The 13952-nt window shown below is 69.7% G+C and carries 13 protein-coding genes; 3 read left to right on the top strand and 10 right to left on the bottom strand.

The genetic code is table 11. The features are described from left to right. Nucleotides 1-21: 21 nt before the first annotated feature. The gene (locus tag JIW86_RS08275; RefSeq protein ID WP_257553184.1) at nt 22-1311 is read right to left on the bottom strand and encodes a transglycosylase family protein; all 1290 of its coding nucleotides are present in this window, start codon (nt 1309-1311) and stop codon (nt 22-24) included. Between the two features lie 185 nt (nt 1312-1496). Between JIW86_RS08275 and gndA the strand changes: the two genes are divergently transcribed. Continuing rightward, nucleotides 1497-2942 (top strand): NADP-dependent phosphogluconate dehydrogenase, encoded by a 1446-nt coding sequence (gene gndA, locus JIW86_RS08280; protein ID WP_257553185.1) that lies wholly within the window; start codon nt 1497-1499, stop codon nt 2940-2942. Nucleotides 2943-3143: 201 nt separating this feature from the next. Here the strand turns inward: gndA and JIW86_RS08285 are convergent, their stop codons facing one another. Genes JIW86_RS08285 through panD form a run of 3 tightly spaced genes read right to left on the bottom strand, consistent with a single transcriptional unit; the run spans nt 3144 to nt 4594 of the window. Further along, nucleotides 3144-3803: an aspartate/glutamate racemase family protein gene (locus tag JIW86_RS08285; RefSeq protein WP_416237537.1), complete on the bottom strand. Its 660-nt coding sequence runs from the start codon at nt 3801-3803 to the stop codon at nt 3144-3146. Then, nucleotides 3800-4159: a GNAT family N-acetyltransferase gene (locus JIW86_RS08290; RefSeq protein ID WP_215149295.1), complete on the bottom strand. Its 360-nt coding sequence runs from the start codon at nt 4157-4159 to the stop codon at nt 3800-3802. Before JIW86_RS08290 ends, JIW86_RS08285 begins: the two co-directional genes overlap by 4 nt. 15 nt (nt 4160-4174) lie before the next feature. After that, the gene (gene panD / locus JIW86_RS08295) at nt 4175-4594 is read right to left on the bottom strand and encodes an aspartate 1-decarboxylase (protein ID WP_215149296.1); all 420 of its coding nucleotides are present in this window, start codon (nt 4592-4594) and stop codon (nt 4175-4177) included. A gap of 1237 nt (nt 4595-5831) precedes the next feature. On the opposite strand from panD, the gene JIW86_RS08300 reads away from it, so the two are divergent. Beyond that, nucleotides 5832-6524: an alkaline phosphatase family protein gene (locus JIW86_RS08300; protein ID WP_257553187.1), complete on the top strand. Its 693-nt coding sequence runs from the start codon at nt 5832-5834 to the stop codon at nt 6522-6524. Then, nucleotides 6410-7156: an alkaline phosphatase family protein gene (locus JIW86_RS08305; RefSeq protein WP_257559253.1), complete on the top strand. Its 747-nt coding sequence runs from the start codon at nt 6410-6412 to the stop codon at nt 7154-7156. Before JIW86_RS08300 ends, JIW86_RS08305 begins: the two co-directional genes overlap by 115 nt. A gap of 149 nt (nt 7157-7305) precedes the next feature. Here the strand turns inward: JIW86_RS08305 and JIW86_RS08310 are convergent, their stop codons facing one another. From JIW86_RS08310 to JIW86_RS08335, 6 genes are all read right to left on the bottom strand, one after another. Beyond that, nucleotides 7306-7899 (bottom strand): hypothetical protein, encoded by a 594-nt coding sequence (locus JIW86_RS08310; RefSeq protein ID WP_257553188.1) that lies wholly within the window; start codon nt 7897-7899, stop codon nt 7306-7308. After that, nucleotides 7890-9017 (bottom strand): hypothetical protein, encoded by a 1128-nt coding sequence (locus JIW86_RS08315; RefSeq protein ID WP_257553189.1) that lies wholly within the window; start codon nt 9015-9017, stop codon nt 7890-7892. The genes JIW86_RS08310 and JIW86_RS08315 overlap by 10 nt, the downstream gene beginning before the upstream one ends. Beyond that, on the bottom strand, nt 8963-9313 hold the full coding sequence (locus tag JIW86_RS08320) for a hypothetical protein (RefSeq protein WP_257553190.1): 351 nt from the start codon (nt 9311-9313) through the stop codon (nt 8963-8965). The genes JIW86_RS08315 and JIW86_RS08320 overlap by 55 nt, the downstream gene beginning before the upstream one ends. Before the next feature lie 441 nt (nt 9314-9754). Beyond that, nucleotides 9755-10294 (bottom strand): hypothetical protein, encoded by a 540-nt coding sequence (locus JIW86_RS08325; protein ID WP_257553191.1) that lies wholly within the window; start codon nt 10292-10294, stop codon nt 9755-9757. 41 nt (nt 10295-10335) lie between these two features. Then, entirely contained in the window at nt 10336-11010 is a 675-nt protein-coding gene (locus JIW86_RS08330) for a hypothetical protein (protein WP_257553192.1), read from the bottom strand. 1637 nt (nt 11011-12647) lie between these two features. Continuing rightward, entirely contained in the window at nt 12648-13763 is a 1116-nt protein-coding gene (locus tag JIW86_RS08335; RefSeq protein ID WP_416237538.1) for a PP2C family protein-serine/threonine phosphatase, read from the bottom strand. Between the last annotated feature and the right edge of the window lie 189 nt (nt 13764-13952).

Consider the following 13952-nt stretch of genomic DNA (forward strand, 5'->3'; position numbering starts at 1 on the left):
GTGCCCTCGCGGGTACGGGGGTCAGATGTCGACTCCGTGGGCGCGGAGGTACTTCAACGGGTCGATGTCGGTGCCGTAGCCGGGTCCCGTGCGCATCTCGAAGTGCAGGTGCGGACCGCTGGAGTTGCCGGTCGAGCCGGAACGGCCGATCCGCTGGCCTCCGGAGACCTGCTGGCCGGCCTTGATGCCGAGCGCCGACAGGTGGGCGTACTGGGAGAACCGGCCGTCGGTGTGCTTGATGACGACCTGGTAGCCGTACGCACCGGCCCAGCCCGCGGAGACGACCTGGCCGGGACCGACGGACTTGACGGAGGTTCCGGTCGCCACCGGGAAGTCGACGCCCGTGTGGTAGCCGCTGGACCAGGAGGAACCCGCGACGCGGTAGGCGGTGCCGAGGGAGGCGTCGACGGGGGCGGAGAAGCCGCCCGAGGCGGGCTTCTGCTGCGCTGAGGCAGGCTGCTGCGCCGGCTTCTCGGCGGGTTTGGCGGCGGGCTTTTCCGCCTGCTTCCCGGCCGGTTTCTCCGCGGGTTTGGCGGCCGGTTCGGCTGCGGGCTTCTCGGCGGGCTTCTCCGCCGCCGGCTCCACGGGCTTGACGGGCTCGGCCGTGCGCGGCGGCTTCTCCGGGTTCTGCGCGGGCGGCGCCGCGGTGATCCGCAGGGTGAGCCGCTGGCCCGGGAAGATCAGGTTCGGGTTGCCGCCCACGGTGGCGCGGTTGGTCTCGTACAGCGCCTGCCAGCCGCCCTCGACGTGCTGGTCGGTGGCGATGGCCGAGAGCGAGTCGCCGGGCGCGACCACGTACGGGTTCGGCAGGACGGAGGTCCCGGTCGGGCGGGGCGTGCTGCCCTGCTGCCCGGTGGCCGCCTTGGCCTGCTGCGGCTGAATCTGCGTCTGCTTCTGTGCCTGCGCCTGTGGCGCGGCGGCCGGCGCCGGGCCGCTGCGGCTGAGCCCGGCCTGCTTGCCGCACTGGGGCCAGGCCTGCGGCCCCTGGCCCTTCAGGACCTTCTCGGCGACCGCGATCTGCTGGTCCTTGGTGGCCAGGTCGGCGCGGGGGGCATAGGCGGTGCCGCCGAAGGCCCGCCAGGTGCTCTGGCTGAACTGGAGGCCGCCGTAATAGCCGTTGCCGGTGTTGATCCGCCAGTTGTTCGTCGACTCGCAGGCGGCGACCTTGTTCCAGGTGTCCACGGAGGCGGCGTGCGCGGCTCCGGCGCCGATGAGCGGGAGCGCGATCCCGGCGCCACCGGCGGTGACGGCGAGCGAGGCCCGGTTGATGCTGCTCGGCTGATACCGGCGGTGCCGGCCCCGTACACCCATGGGAGCCCCCATCGAAGACATCAGGAACCGCACAACTTAACGTCCCGATCAGAGCATGACAAGGGGCGCAACAGGGCGCTCTCCAGGGGAATTTGACGTTGACTCGGCTTGCGTGACGCCGCTGGACACCCGCCTGGATGTAGCGTCGGTCATCCCCGCACACCGAAGCACGCAGGAGCGCACGCATGAGCACGAGCACAGCCCAGATCGGCGTCACCGGGCTCGCGGTGATGGGCAGCAACCTCGCCCGGAACTTCGCCCGCAACGGTTTCACCGTGGCCGTCCACAACCGCACCGCCGCGAAGACCAGGGCGCTGGTGGAGGAGTTCGGGGACGAGGGCGCCTTCGTGGCGGCCGAGTCCGCGAAGGAGTTCGTCGATGCGCTGGAGCGCCCCCGCCGCATCGTCATCATGGTGAAGGCCGGGGAGCCGACCGATGCCGTGATCCACGAGTTCGCCCCGCTCCTGGAGGAGGGCGACGTCATCATCGACGGCGGCAACGCGCACTTCCAGGACACCCGGCGCCGCGAGAAGGAGCTGCGCGCGCAGGGCATCCACTTCGTGGGCGTGGGCATCTCGGGCGGCGAGGAGGGCGCGCTGCTCGGCCCGAGCATCATGCCCGGCGGCTCGGAGGAGTCGTACGCGTCGCTCGGCCCGCTGCTGGAGAAGATCGCCGCGAAGGCCGCCGACGGCACGCCGTGCACCTCCCACATGGGCCCCGACGGCGCCGGACACTTCGTCAAGATGGTGCACAACGGCATCGAGTACGCCGACATGCAGCTCATCGCCGAGGCCTACCACCTGCTGCGCGAGGTCGCGGGCTACTCCCCCGCGAAGATCGCGGAGACCTTCCGGACCTGGAACCGGGGGCGCCTGGACTCGTACCTGATCGAGATCACGGCGGAGGTGCTCGCGCACACGGACGCCGCGACGGGCCGCCCGTTCGTGGACGTGGTGGCCGACGCCGCCGAGCAGAAGGGCACCGGCCGCTGGACCGTGCAGATCGCCCTGGACCTCGGCGTTCCGGTGTCGGGCATCGCGGAGGCCGTCTTCGCCCGCGCCGTCTCCGGCCACGCCGACCTGCGCAAGGCCGCAGTCGGACTCGCGGGCCCGACGGCCGCCGCGCTCTCCCCGCAGGAGGCGGACGCGTTCGCCGCTCAGGTGGAGCAGGCGCTGTACGCATCGAAGATCGTCTCGTACACCCAGGGCTTCCACCAGATCCGGGCCGGCAGCGAGGAGTACGGCTGGGGCGTGGACCTGGGCGCGGTGGCCTCGCTGTGGCGCGGTGGCTGCATCATCCGGGCGGCGTTCCTGGACCGGATCCTGGCTGCGTACGACGCTCAGCCCGCACTGCCGAGCCTGCTGGCGGACGCGCACTTCGCCGAGGAGATCGCGGCGGCCCAGGACGGCTGGCGGTCGGTGCTGGTGGCGGCGGTCCGGCAGGGCATCCCGGTGCCCGCCTTCGCGGCTTCGCTGGCGTACTACGACGCCCTGCGCACGGAGCGGCTGCCCGCGGCCCTCACCCAGGGACAGCGCGACTTCTTCGGGGCACACACCTACCGTCGCACCGACCGCGCGGGCTCGTTCCACACCCTCTGGAGCGGTGACCGCTCCGAGGTCCAGACGGGCTGACTGCCGCTAGCTCAGGGGCCCGGGCTGCGGAATCGGCGCGGGTCCCGGCGGCGCGGGGATCGGGTCGGGCTCGGGCACCGGCCCGGGTACGGGCGGTACGGGGCGCGGGACGGGCTCGGGATCCGGGAACGGGTTGGGTGCCGGGACCGGGTCAGGTTCGGGGACCGGCGGCTGCGTTGGTTCGATGTTTCGCCACATGTGTCACACCTTCCCCCGATCCGGGCTGGTACGCCCGCTCAGCCGCAGCCCGGCGGCCAGGCCCGGAGCCGGGCTGGACAGGACCGGGATCCGGGTCGTGGCCTCCTCCGCGGCTCCCGCCATGGAGGCCTGGGCCAGCACGATGACGTCGGCGCCGGTGACGGCGTCGGCAGCCGCGGCGACGCGGGCCAGGTACCCGGCGCCGTCCCCCGCCTCGAAGCGCTCCCAGGCCCCGGCGACCAGGTGCGTACGGATCGAAACCGGCCGGTCGCCGGCCTCCTCGGCCAGCAGCTCCCCGGTGGGCGCGAAGGTCGACTCCAGGGCCGCGAGTACGGCGATCCGCGGACCGGTGCGCACCGCCGCGGCGGCCATCGGCCGGTCCACGCGCAGCACCGGGGCGCCGAGCTCCGGAGCCAGGGACTCCGCGGTCGCCCCGATGGTCGAGCAGGTGACCAGGACGGGGCCCGGCGGCCCGGCCTCGGCGAGCAGCCGCAGCAGGGCCGGGGCCACCGCCTGCGGCCCCTCGGCGCGGGCCCGGTCCAGCAGCTCCGGAGCCACCAGGTGGCGCAGTACGGCCCCCGGGTGGTTCCGGTCCCGCAGCGCCTCGAAGACGGGGACGTGCACGGGCGAGGTGTGCAGCAGGGTGAGTCCGGGTCCCGTCACCACAGGTCGGAATCGCCGTCCAGCTGCGCCTTGGCCGCCGCCACGACCTCGGCCGGGGCCTCGGGCGCCTGGTCGGGGTGTTTGGCGGCCCAGCTCGCCGCGTACGGGCAGAGCGGAACCACGGGCACCCCCTCGGCGGCGGCGATCCCGTAGAAGGTCTTCACCAGCGCCCCGGCGATGCCGCGGCCCTCGTGGCCCGGTTCGACGACGGTGTGCACTGCCACCAGGGCGTGCGGCGACTCGGCGAGCACGAAGTAGGCGATGAACCCGACCACCGTCCCGCTCTCGACGGCCAGCAGCCTGCCGGCCTTCCGCTCGTCCTGGAACTCGATCGCCGTGCTCGGGCTCTGCGCCATGGTCCCCGACTCCCCTCAGACAGCCACCGCGTGGGGGCTGCGCTCCTGATCCGTACCCGGCACCGGGGCGGAGGCGTCCGCGCCCAGCTCCACGATCCGATTGTCCGCGTCGACGTGCACGACGCGGGGCTTCAACACCCGGGCCTCGGCGTCCTCGACCTGCGCGTAGCTGATGAGGATGACCAGGTCCCCGGGGTGCACCAGATGGGCGGCGGCGCCGTTGATCCCGATGACCCCGGACCCGCGCTCCCCCTCGATGACGTAGGTCTCCAGCCGGGCCCCGTTGGTGATGTCCACGATGTGGACGAGCTCCCCGGGCAACAGATCGGCCGCGTCCAGCAGATCGGCGTCGATGGTCACGGACCCGACGTAGTGCAGGTCGGCCTGGGTGACCGTGGCCCGGTGGATCTTGGACTTGAACATTGTCCGAAACATGGAGAAACTCCCGATTTGTCTGCTCCCTGCCCGGTCAATTCAGGTCAAGGGCGTTCTCCGCAGCCTACAACGATTCGCATATTCGGTCAGCTGTCCCCAGGTCTTTCAGGACTCACGCTGACCTGTTGCTGACTTTCCTGACACAGAATCAGGCAGTGCGGATGCCGCCCCAAAGGTCCGGCACGTGCGCCACCCCGCGCGGAGTCGATCAGCCCACCGGGACTCGAGCCCGGCGAGGGAAGCAAAGTGCCCAACCGGGTCGGGGCACTGGGCTGGGCAACTGACGGCTACCGGGATTCCGTCGCAGGTTCCCTTGCCCGGGCCGCCTCCGGCGCCGCCTGTGCGGAGGTCAACCGGCCGGCTGCATGGTTCCGGGACAGGTCGCCGCCCGTCGACGGGCGGCAGTGGAGGGAGGAAGCGACGGGAGGGGCCTGGGAAGGGGAACGGCGGCGGCACCGGACGCCGGTTCGCATGGATGCGCCGGGTGTCTTCGGCTGCTTCATCTCAGGCTGCTTCCTGGATTTCGCTCCCCAGGCCAGGGATGGACCTACGTGATCAGCCCATGACTGATGTCTCGTCAGCTCCAGTACCCCGTAAAGCCGAGGCGGTGGTGCTGTGGGCGCGCGGAGCGGGCCTGTGGCAGATGTCCGTGGGGAACAGCGTCTTGCCCTCGATGCGCCTGGAGGTGCTGGCTGGCGGTGCCCTGCCGCTGGGCGACGCCCAGCTTGATCTTCTTGGGCCTGTTCGGCCAGTTGCCCAGCCTGTCCAGCCGGGACTGGCTATGGGGGCCTCCCTGATCCAGGTGATGCGTGACGTCAGCGGACCGCAGATAATGAACGAGGAGTTCTGCACACGTCACCAGCCCCGAGTAAAGGCCGTAACCACGAGCGACCGCGCGGAAGCGGGACGGTCTGGCGGGACGAGAACCGCGGGTCCACTTTGCGCGAGTACGACAGGAAGACGAGTGCCGGCTTTCCCGTCGGCAAGCCACCATCGTGGATGGGAGGCCGTCGATGGCAAGTCCCGACCGAACGAATGCCATGGACCATGTGGTCGTGGTCATGTTCGAGAACCGCTCGTTCGACAATCTGCTCGGTCGGCTGTACGAGCCGGGCGAGGTGGAATCCTTCGAGGGTGTGATCGGCAAGAACCTCAGCAACCCGATCCCCCAGTGGGCCGAACACAGAGCGGGTATGGACTTCGTGCCCTACGGCATATCACCGACGATGAACACCCCGTGGCCCGATCCCGGCGAGGAGTTCCCCACATCAACACCCAGCTGTTCGGGATCCTCGACGAGGGCAACCGCGGCGTGCTCCAGCCGGAGAAGACCTTCAACACGCCGGACTACCCGAACCGGCAGCCCACGATGGACGGGTTCCTCACCGACTACATCAGCATGTACAGCGCGGAGTTCAACCGGCAGCCGACGCATGACGAGTACGCGCAGTTCATGACCGGATACACGCCCCGTCAGATGCCGGTGACGTCCGGGATCGCCCGCGGGTTCGCAACGTTCGACCATTGGTTCTGCGACGTGCCCTCATGCACGTTCCCCAACCGGTCGTTCTTCCACGCCGCGACCTCCAGCGGCTACGTCGTGAACATGACCCCGCCGGAGTCGTTCATCGCGCACAACACCGCGGAGACGCTCTTCGAGCGCCTGGAGGCACACGGCCTGACCTGGAAGGTCTACTGCGACCCGCCGTCGCACTACTCGCTGACCGGGCTGATCCATGCCCCCGGCTGCGCCCGAAGTTCGCGACGCACTTCTTCTCGACCGACCAGTTCCTCGAGGACGCCGAGCGAGGCGAACTGCCGACCTACGCCTTCATCGAACCGCAGATCATCGGCCATGCCCACAACGACATGCATCCCGCGTACGGCATGCTCACCCCCGGCATCTCCTGGGATCCACCATCGTCGCTGATCGGAGGCGAGGAGCTGCTCGCCCGCCTCTACACCGCGATCCGATCATCGTCATCCGTGACCGGGTCGAACTACCTCAACACGACGCTGCTCGTCACCTTCGACGAACACGGTGGCACCTACGACCACGTCGCCCCGCCGCAGGCGGCACCGCCCGACCCTTCAGCGCCCCTGGGTCAGTTCGGCTTCGCGTTCGACCGCTCGGGCGTGCGCATCCCGACACTGGCGATCTCGGCATGGATCCCGGAGCGCACCGTCGTCACCGAGACACACCGTGCAACCTCCCTCATCTCGACCATGCGCGAACGATGGAACCTCGGCACGCCGTTGAGCGAGCGCGACGCCACGGCCCGCAGCTTCAGGACGGTGTTCTCCCTCGACACGCCCCGGGCACAGTCGGACTGGCCCGACGTCATCGCCCGCCCGGTCGAGCCGATGGCCGAGCCGCTGCTGCCGCTGGACGCCCCGCTGAACGGGCTGGGCAAGGCCCTCTTCGGCGGCATGCTCGCCCTCGGCAGAGCGATGGGAGCCACCGTGCCCGACGTGTCGACGGACACCGTGATCACGGGCGCGCAGGCGATCGCCATCGGCCAGGACGTGCTGGGCGACCTCTTCCCAGCCATGCGATCGTGAACCGAGGAGCGGTGGCAGTCGGGCTCGTCACGCCTCCCTGCGGTCGATCCGGGGGAACAAGCCGCTCCTCCAAACGGCAGCGGCGCGATACCCCCTACAGATCCGGGAACTTCATGCTGCCCGGCGAATCGCGGTCTACGGCTGGAGTGCTACGGCAGGCCTCCGACGGGGACGGTCAGTGCGGTCGCTTCGGCCTCGGTCTCGCGGGTCACGGGGATCTCGGGGGTGCGGTACCGGTCGAGGAGGGCGAGGGCGATCGCGGGGACGGCCAGGTAGACCAGGAGGACGACGAGTGCCTGTGTGGTGCCGTGGCCGTCGAAGTAGATCATGTTGCGGAGCAGGATGTAGGCGTTGCGGGGCGGTAGGAACGGGCCGAGGTCGCGCCAGAACGTCGGGAGGCAGGGGACGCCGTTGGCCCCTCCGGAGGAGGGGTTGCCGAAGAGCATGACCACGATGACGGTCACCAGTGTTCCGGCGGCTCCGAGGAGCTTCTGCAGAACGGCGGCGACGAGGGCGACGACGGCGACGATCAGCGACAGGACCGGCCACACGATCCAGAACTTCTCCAAGGGATAGCCCCGCATCCAGAGGCCGACCACGAGGTTGACCGCCAGGCCGGCCACGACGGAGAAGCCGAGGAGCGCGGACAGCCGACGGCGTCCGGTCGCGCTGCCGGTGACGGTTCTGAGCATGGTCGAGGCCAAGTAGCCGCCGACCAGCAACGGGACCAGCATCAGGGACACCACGAGACCGAAGGGGTCCTTCTTCGCCAATGGGTGTGGCGCGTACTGCTGGACGCTGAGCGGCTGCCCGAGCTTCTTCGCGGCGACCTCGAAGTTCGCTGCCAGGTCGAGGGGGCGACGTCACTGAGCGTGGGGACGACGAGCAGGGTGTTCGACGTCTGCCCGGGGATGCGTGCTCCGTAGATCTCGGCCCGGTCGATCGCGTCCTTCGCGGCCTGCTCGTTGGGGTACTGGGTGACCTTGAGGGAGAGGTTCTTCTGGGTCGCAGCCAGGAGCGGGGACCGGCCGGTGGCACCGAACGGCATGTCGGTCGCGACAGGTTCGTGCGCCGAGCTGATGTAGTTGACGGTGAACAGGCACTGCATGACGGCGGCGATCGCCAGCGCGACGAGGACCCGGACTGCCGTCTTCGAGCCCGCGGCCTGAGTGGCCGGGGTATCGGACGCGTCGGTCGTGTCGGACGCGTCGGCGGGTGCCGCCTTGCCGACCCTTTTGACCGGCCGCCACCGTCCCAGGTAGCCGATGACGATGCCGCCGCCCAGGGCGTACAGGCCGAGGACGATCAACGGTGTGGTGATGTTGTTCCCGTTGAAGTAGATGACGTTGCGCACCAGGGTGATGGCGTGCTGGGGCGGGAAGACGGCGCCGAGGTGCTGCCAGTAGTCGGGCAGCAGGGTGACGCCGACCCCGCCGGCGGCGGAGCCGCCCACGATGATGAACAAGGTCGCGACCGCGAGGGTGCCCGCAGGTCCCAGGAGGCGCTGGAATGCGGCGGCCGCGAGGCTGACCGAGGCGGCGATCAGGATGAAGCACGGCAGGAGCGGCCAGAAGTGGCTGTTGGAGTAGGCGCCGATCCCCGGCCCGGCGATCAGGTCCGTCAGCAGGGCGCCCACCGTGGAGTAGCCGACGAGCATCGCCACGTGCCAGGGGGCCGCCGCCGTCCTGGTCGCCTTGAGCAGCAGGACGGCCGCCAGGTACCCGCCGATGAGCAGCGGGATCAGCAACAGGCCGGAGACGCCGCCGAGGCGGTCGTACTTCGGCAGCGGCTTGACGGTCTTCACCGTCAGCTGCCTGTCGAGCTTCTTGGCCGCATCTTCGAAGGCGGCTTCCAGCTCCACCCGCCCGAAGAAGCTCTTCGCGGGGACCACGACCAGGTGTCGCTCGCCTGGCCGGGCAGGTAGGCGCCGTACAGCTTGCTCTGGCCGATCGCCTCCATCACCGCGGACTCGTCCGCGTAGCTGCGGGTGTCCAGTGACACCTTCGAGGCCACCGTGTTCACGACCGGGGACGCCCCGGTCACCCCGAACGGGGTATTGCGCAGCACAAGCAGCTGCAGCGCACTGACCAGACAGAGCGCGAAAAAGCTCTGCAGGATCAGAACGATCCCCAGCGCGACCACGGCCTTCTTCAGCATGCGCTCACCTACCGGCTCGCGTCGCCCGCCCTGGACGCGCCGCGCCCAGGCCGGCCGCGTCGCCTCCGGCTACCCGGACCGGGCCCTCGATCAAGGCTGAGGAACTGCACATCACACCCATGCGTGCACGTTATGTCCCCTGTGCGGATCGGGCGTCCCCAGTGGTGCGACAGGGTGAACACGGCCTTCGGACGATCCGGAAATGCCGGACTCGCCTGCGCCGAGGACGTGGCGCAGCTCCTGCGCGACGTGGCGTGGCAGTGGTGTTTCGGTGACGCCCCTCCAGCCTAGAGCTCCGTGGCCGTCGTGGCGGTCGTTGTGCTCGTACTGGCCGGATTCATCCGGCCAGTACGGGACTCTCTCTTCCCCTGGCTCGGCGACACAGCCGTCCCGTACCTGAGTGACCACGCATGGTTGTGGACTGCGGTTGTCATTCTCCTTCTACTCCCGCCCGTGTGGATGCTGGCCGATTCGTTCCGAGCGGCGCGAGCGCGGCGCGACCAGTGAGCCGCCGCTGCCCGTGGTCATCCGCCTCTTTGCTTCGTTCGTCCGGTCGCCGAAGACCACTGGGCCGGTTGCCCTCGGTCCGTACCGGTCGGCCACATAGTCCGGGCCGGCGAGCGGGCTCCGCGTCAGGGCGGGCGGTATGTCGAGCACGGCCTGTATCTCGTTCACCCTTGGCAGGAGGTCGCGGCAGGCACGGACTGGCCCGTCCGGCAGGGTACGCGTGTCGTCGAGGGTGAGCAGGCCAGCCTCGTGGTGGCTGTGGCCGGTGGCCTCCTCCAGGCCGAAGAGCGGGTAGGACTGAGGGCGGCTGCCGGGGTACGGCTCGCCCTCGGCTGCCGCCTCGTCTCCGCCCTCAGCGCCCTGGAGCAGCCGGGAGAACGGAAAGGCTGCGGATGATTCCTGGCGGCGGACCGTCCCCAGACGCAATGCCGCGGTGTTTCCGGCGGCCGCGGTTGCGGCCCCCTGCCCCCGCACGGGGCGGGGACAAGGGGTCGGTGTCACACGCGAGTCGCTGCTCAGCGTTCCTGGACGAACGTACGACCCTTGAGGGACCCCTCGGAGCAGGAACGCTTCTCCGCGGCGGTCATCTTCCGGCTCTTCACCACCACGGCATTGCTCTTGCCGTCGGTGCCGTTCTTGGCCGGGCTGGTGATGGTGTCCTGGAAGAACCAGTAGTAGTGCCCCCACTTGGGGCTGTCGTAGTGGGTCTGCCAGGTACCGGAGACCTTCTGCATCACCTGGGCACGTGAGATCCAGCCCACCTCGCCGGGCTTCACCGTCATGTTGAGCGAGCTGCTCTCCGAGTGAGTACTCGACCAACTGTGGCTGTAACTCGCCGTTATGCTGAGGTCCACGATGCCCGCGATCTTGCCGCCGGCGGTGACGGAAACGCCCAACGAGTCGCTGGATCCCACCGTGTCGTCCCACGTCATCGCCTGAGTGGCGTCGGACGTACTGCAGTTGAACAGTGAGTTCGACACCTGACGGAACTCACCCAGGTATGCCTCCCCGAGTTTGGGCGAGTTGAACGTGCACTTGCCTTCGCCCGAGCCGCAGTCCGCCATGAGCTGCGGCCGTGTCGGCTGGTCGGCAGCGGACGCCGGAAGGATGCTTGCCACCGCGACTGCGCAGGCCGCCGCTGTCATCGTCAGCGCGCGGGCTGCATAGCGCTTGACGCGGTTTGTTGTCATCGTGGTACCTCTCGCCATGCTGGGGGGTCGGTTAACCGCCGTACGCCGGGGGCGAATTCAAGCGCCCACCGGCAACACGTTCGATCACCGCCTGTTGCAATCCGAGATTCTCCCGACCGGTCAGAGGGGTACGGTGCGAATGAGACAACGTGCTGCGTGCCCTTCGTGAGGGCTTCCACGAGCGGCGAACGGCGCGATGGGCCGGCCGCGAGGGGGACAGCCTGGACGCCTTCGAGGGTCTTCTGCTCGGGCAGAACCGTTCCGACGTGCACTTCCTCGACGAGAAGGCCTGGCGGTCCCTGCGAGTGGCCTGCTGCCGGGCACCGCTCGGACTGTGCGGGGACCCGAACCGCGTCGCACGCAGTGCACGAGGTGTAGTCGAGCTCGGGCAGCTCGAAGCCCTGCCAGTACCGGCAGATGCGTCCGTCGGTGCGCACCGCGCCATGCCGCTCGTAGAAGGAGACAGCCTCGCCGGGGCGCGGAGCACCTTCACTGCGGCGTCCCCTCCGGAGTACTCGACGACGGCCCGGACGAGCGCGTACCGCGGCAGGCGCTCCCCGGTGTCGCGGCCGGGCCCGCCCGGCCACGCATGCAAGGTTGTCCAGGAGGAGCCAGCCGTTTCCGCGGGGGACGAAACACGCGAACCCGTCGAGCTGGCTCCCGTCGACGGCCATGACCAAGCCCGCTGCGGGATGTGGTTCGAGGAACCGTTCCGGCCAGGGTGCGGGACGATCCTCCGCCAGGGATCCGCCCACGAAGGCGGACGGCGTGATCTCGTCGTACGCGGTGCGCCAGCCGTCGGCTTGGACTGCGACAAGCTCCGCGACGGAGCGCGTACCCGCTCTGAATCATCATGACGCCGGGCTCGCCCATGACCCCCGGCCTTTGTCACCCGTGCATCAGCCAGCCGGGGTTCGCCGTGTGCGATCGCCGCGTCGGCCGGTCAGTGAATCGGCGACACAAGGCCAGACGGGCGCAGCTCGCAGGCGGCCGACCTGGATGCCCCGAATCCGCGCAGGCAGGAGGACTCACGTCATGGCACGCCCTGATGGGAGCGCCACGAACGCCGCCGTGGCCGCATCCCACGGTGGCGGAGTCAGGACTCGATCGGGTCACAGAACTGCGATGTACGCGCAGAGGGGTGTGGCGCGGAGTCCGTAGCGGCGCTTGAAAGTTGGGATTGCGCTGCCCCAGTTCGAGGCGGCTGCGGCCGGAGGCGATGGCGTCCCGCATGACGTCGGCGAACACGGTGCAGAACGGGCTGAAGCCGGGTGCCGCCGCGTAGTCCACGCCCACGCACCAGAGGTGGTACCAGTGCTGGTCTGGTTGCCGGCTTCGAACACCAGCGCCTTGAGAGGCAGCCGCGCCGCCTTGCCATCGGACCTGACGAAAATCGGCCCCGTACCTCTCGGCCACGGACCGCCAAGGCACCGGGCAGGTACGAAGCACCCAAGGCCCGGACCATTATCGGGGCTGACGCTGATCACATGCTGACCTGAACCCTGAAAGCACGGCGCTGACCTGCGGAAATATCGAGATGCTAGATGTAGGACTTGAACATGGTGCGAAGCATGAACTAACTCCCGGAATGTCTGCTCCCTGCCCACTTGCCGCAGGTCAAGGGCGGTCTCCGCAGGCTACAACGATTCGCCTGTCCGGTCAGCTGTCCCCGGGGTTTCGGGACTCTCGCCGGCTTCGCGCCGGTCGACGACGATGATCGCCACATCGTCCGCCAGGCGGCTCTGGGTATGGCGGAGCAGTGCCTGGCGCAGCCCCTCCAAGAACGCCTGCCGGGTGTGGTCGCGCATGGTCACCATGGCCTCGGGCAGGTCGAAGAAGGTGTTGTCCCGGCCCCGGGCCTCGATGACGCCGTCGGTGTACAACAGCAGCCGGTCCCCCGGTGCGAACGCATGGCTGTCCGTCCGCCCGCGAGGACCGCTCATGAATTCCTCGAGCCCGAGCGGCGGCAGGGGGACGGTGGGCATCAGGGGCCGGACCGCGCCGTCGCGCAGCAGCAGCGGCGGCGGATGGCCCCGGTTGACCACCTCCACGTGATGGCTGTCCGGGATCTGGGCCACGAGCGCGGTGACAAATCCCTCCAGGAGGGTGTCGTCACCGCCGGCCGCGCCCACGCCCAGGCCCGCGACGACGGCGTCCCGCCGCAGGGCCGCTCCGCAGTGGTTGATGACCTCCACCAGGTCGGCCTCGTAGTGGACGGACTCGCGAAATGCGCCCAGCACGACCGCGGCGGCCCGTACGGCGGGCAGTCCCTTGCCCCGGACATCCCCGACGATCATGCGGACCCCGTACCGGGTCTGGACCACGTCGTACAGATCGCCGCCGATCTGCGCGCCCGTCTCGGCCGCCAGGTACATGCTGGCCGCCCGTACGGGGCCCAGCCGGTCCGGCACCGGCCGCAGCAGGACCTCCTGGGCGGCCGTGGCGATCCGGCGGACCTGGTTGAGCTCGTTCTCCCGGCGCGTGCGCGCGGCGCGGCTCGTCATGAAGCTCGCCACCGAGACCAGCAGCAGGGCGAGGAAGTTCGTGTAGACCTGCTGGCCGCCCCAGGCCTGGTTGTGGGTGGCGGTGGTCACGCTGACGCCGACGGCCACCCCCGCCGCCGCGAGCACGCCCTTGGGACCCATCGTCACCGCCGCCAGAGCGGGTGTCGCGACCAGCATGGGGCCGGTGTACACCACGTGCGCGGGCGTCAGCTCGATGAGGAGCACCAGCAGGGCGATCGCGAAGGGCACGCACTCCGCAAGGGCGAAAAGGAATTGGTGGTGCCGGCCGGCTCCCGGTCCCGGGGGCGAGCGCAAAGGCGCTCTCATGAATACAGCCTGCCTCGCCCGGGCGCATGGCTGCCACTCCGGATCACCGTTTCGCTCCCCGCTGCCGACGGCCCACAGAGGTTGGAAGATGGAATATGAGCGACTTCCTGG

It is taken from the genome of Streptomyces sp. NBC_00162 (assembly GCF_024611995.1).
Classification (GTDB): Bacteria; Actinomycetota; Actinomycetes; order Streptomycetales; family Streptomycetaceae; genus Streptomyces.

Bases quoted from the DNA above. Each gene is read 5' to 3' on its own strand.
- JIW86_RS08275 (WP_257553184.1), bottom strand. From the start codon at position 1,311: ATGGGTGTACGGGGCCGGCACCGCCGGTATCAGCCGAGCAGCATCAAC.
- gndA (WP_257553185.1), top strand. From the start codon at position 1,497: ATGAGCACGAGCACAGCCCAGATCGGCGTCACCGGGCTCGCGGTGATG.
- JIW86_RS08290 (WP_215149295.1), bottom strand. From the start codon at position 4,159: ATGGCGCAGAGCCCGAGCACGGCGATCGAGTTCCAGGACGAGCGGAAG.
- panD (WP_215149296.1), bottom strand. From the start codon at position 4,594: ATGTTTCGGACAATGTTCAAGTCCAAGATCCACCGGGCCACGGTCACC.
- JIW86_RS08320 (WP_257553190.1), bottom strand. From the start codon at position 9,313: ATGCTGAAGAAGGCCGTGGTCGCGCTGGGGATCGTTCTGATCCTGCAG.
- JIW86_RS08330 (WP_257553192.1), bottom strand. From the start codon at position 11,010: ATGACAACAAACCGCGTCAAGCGCTATGCAGCCCGCGCGCTGACGATG.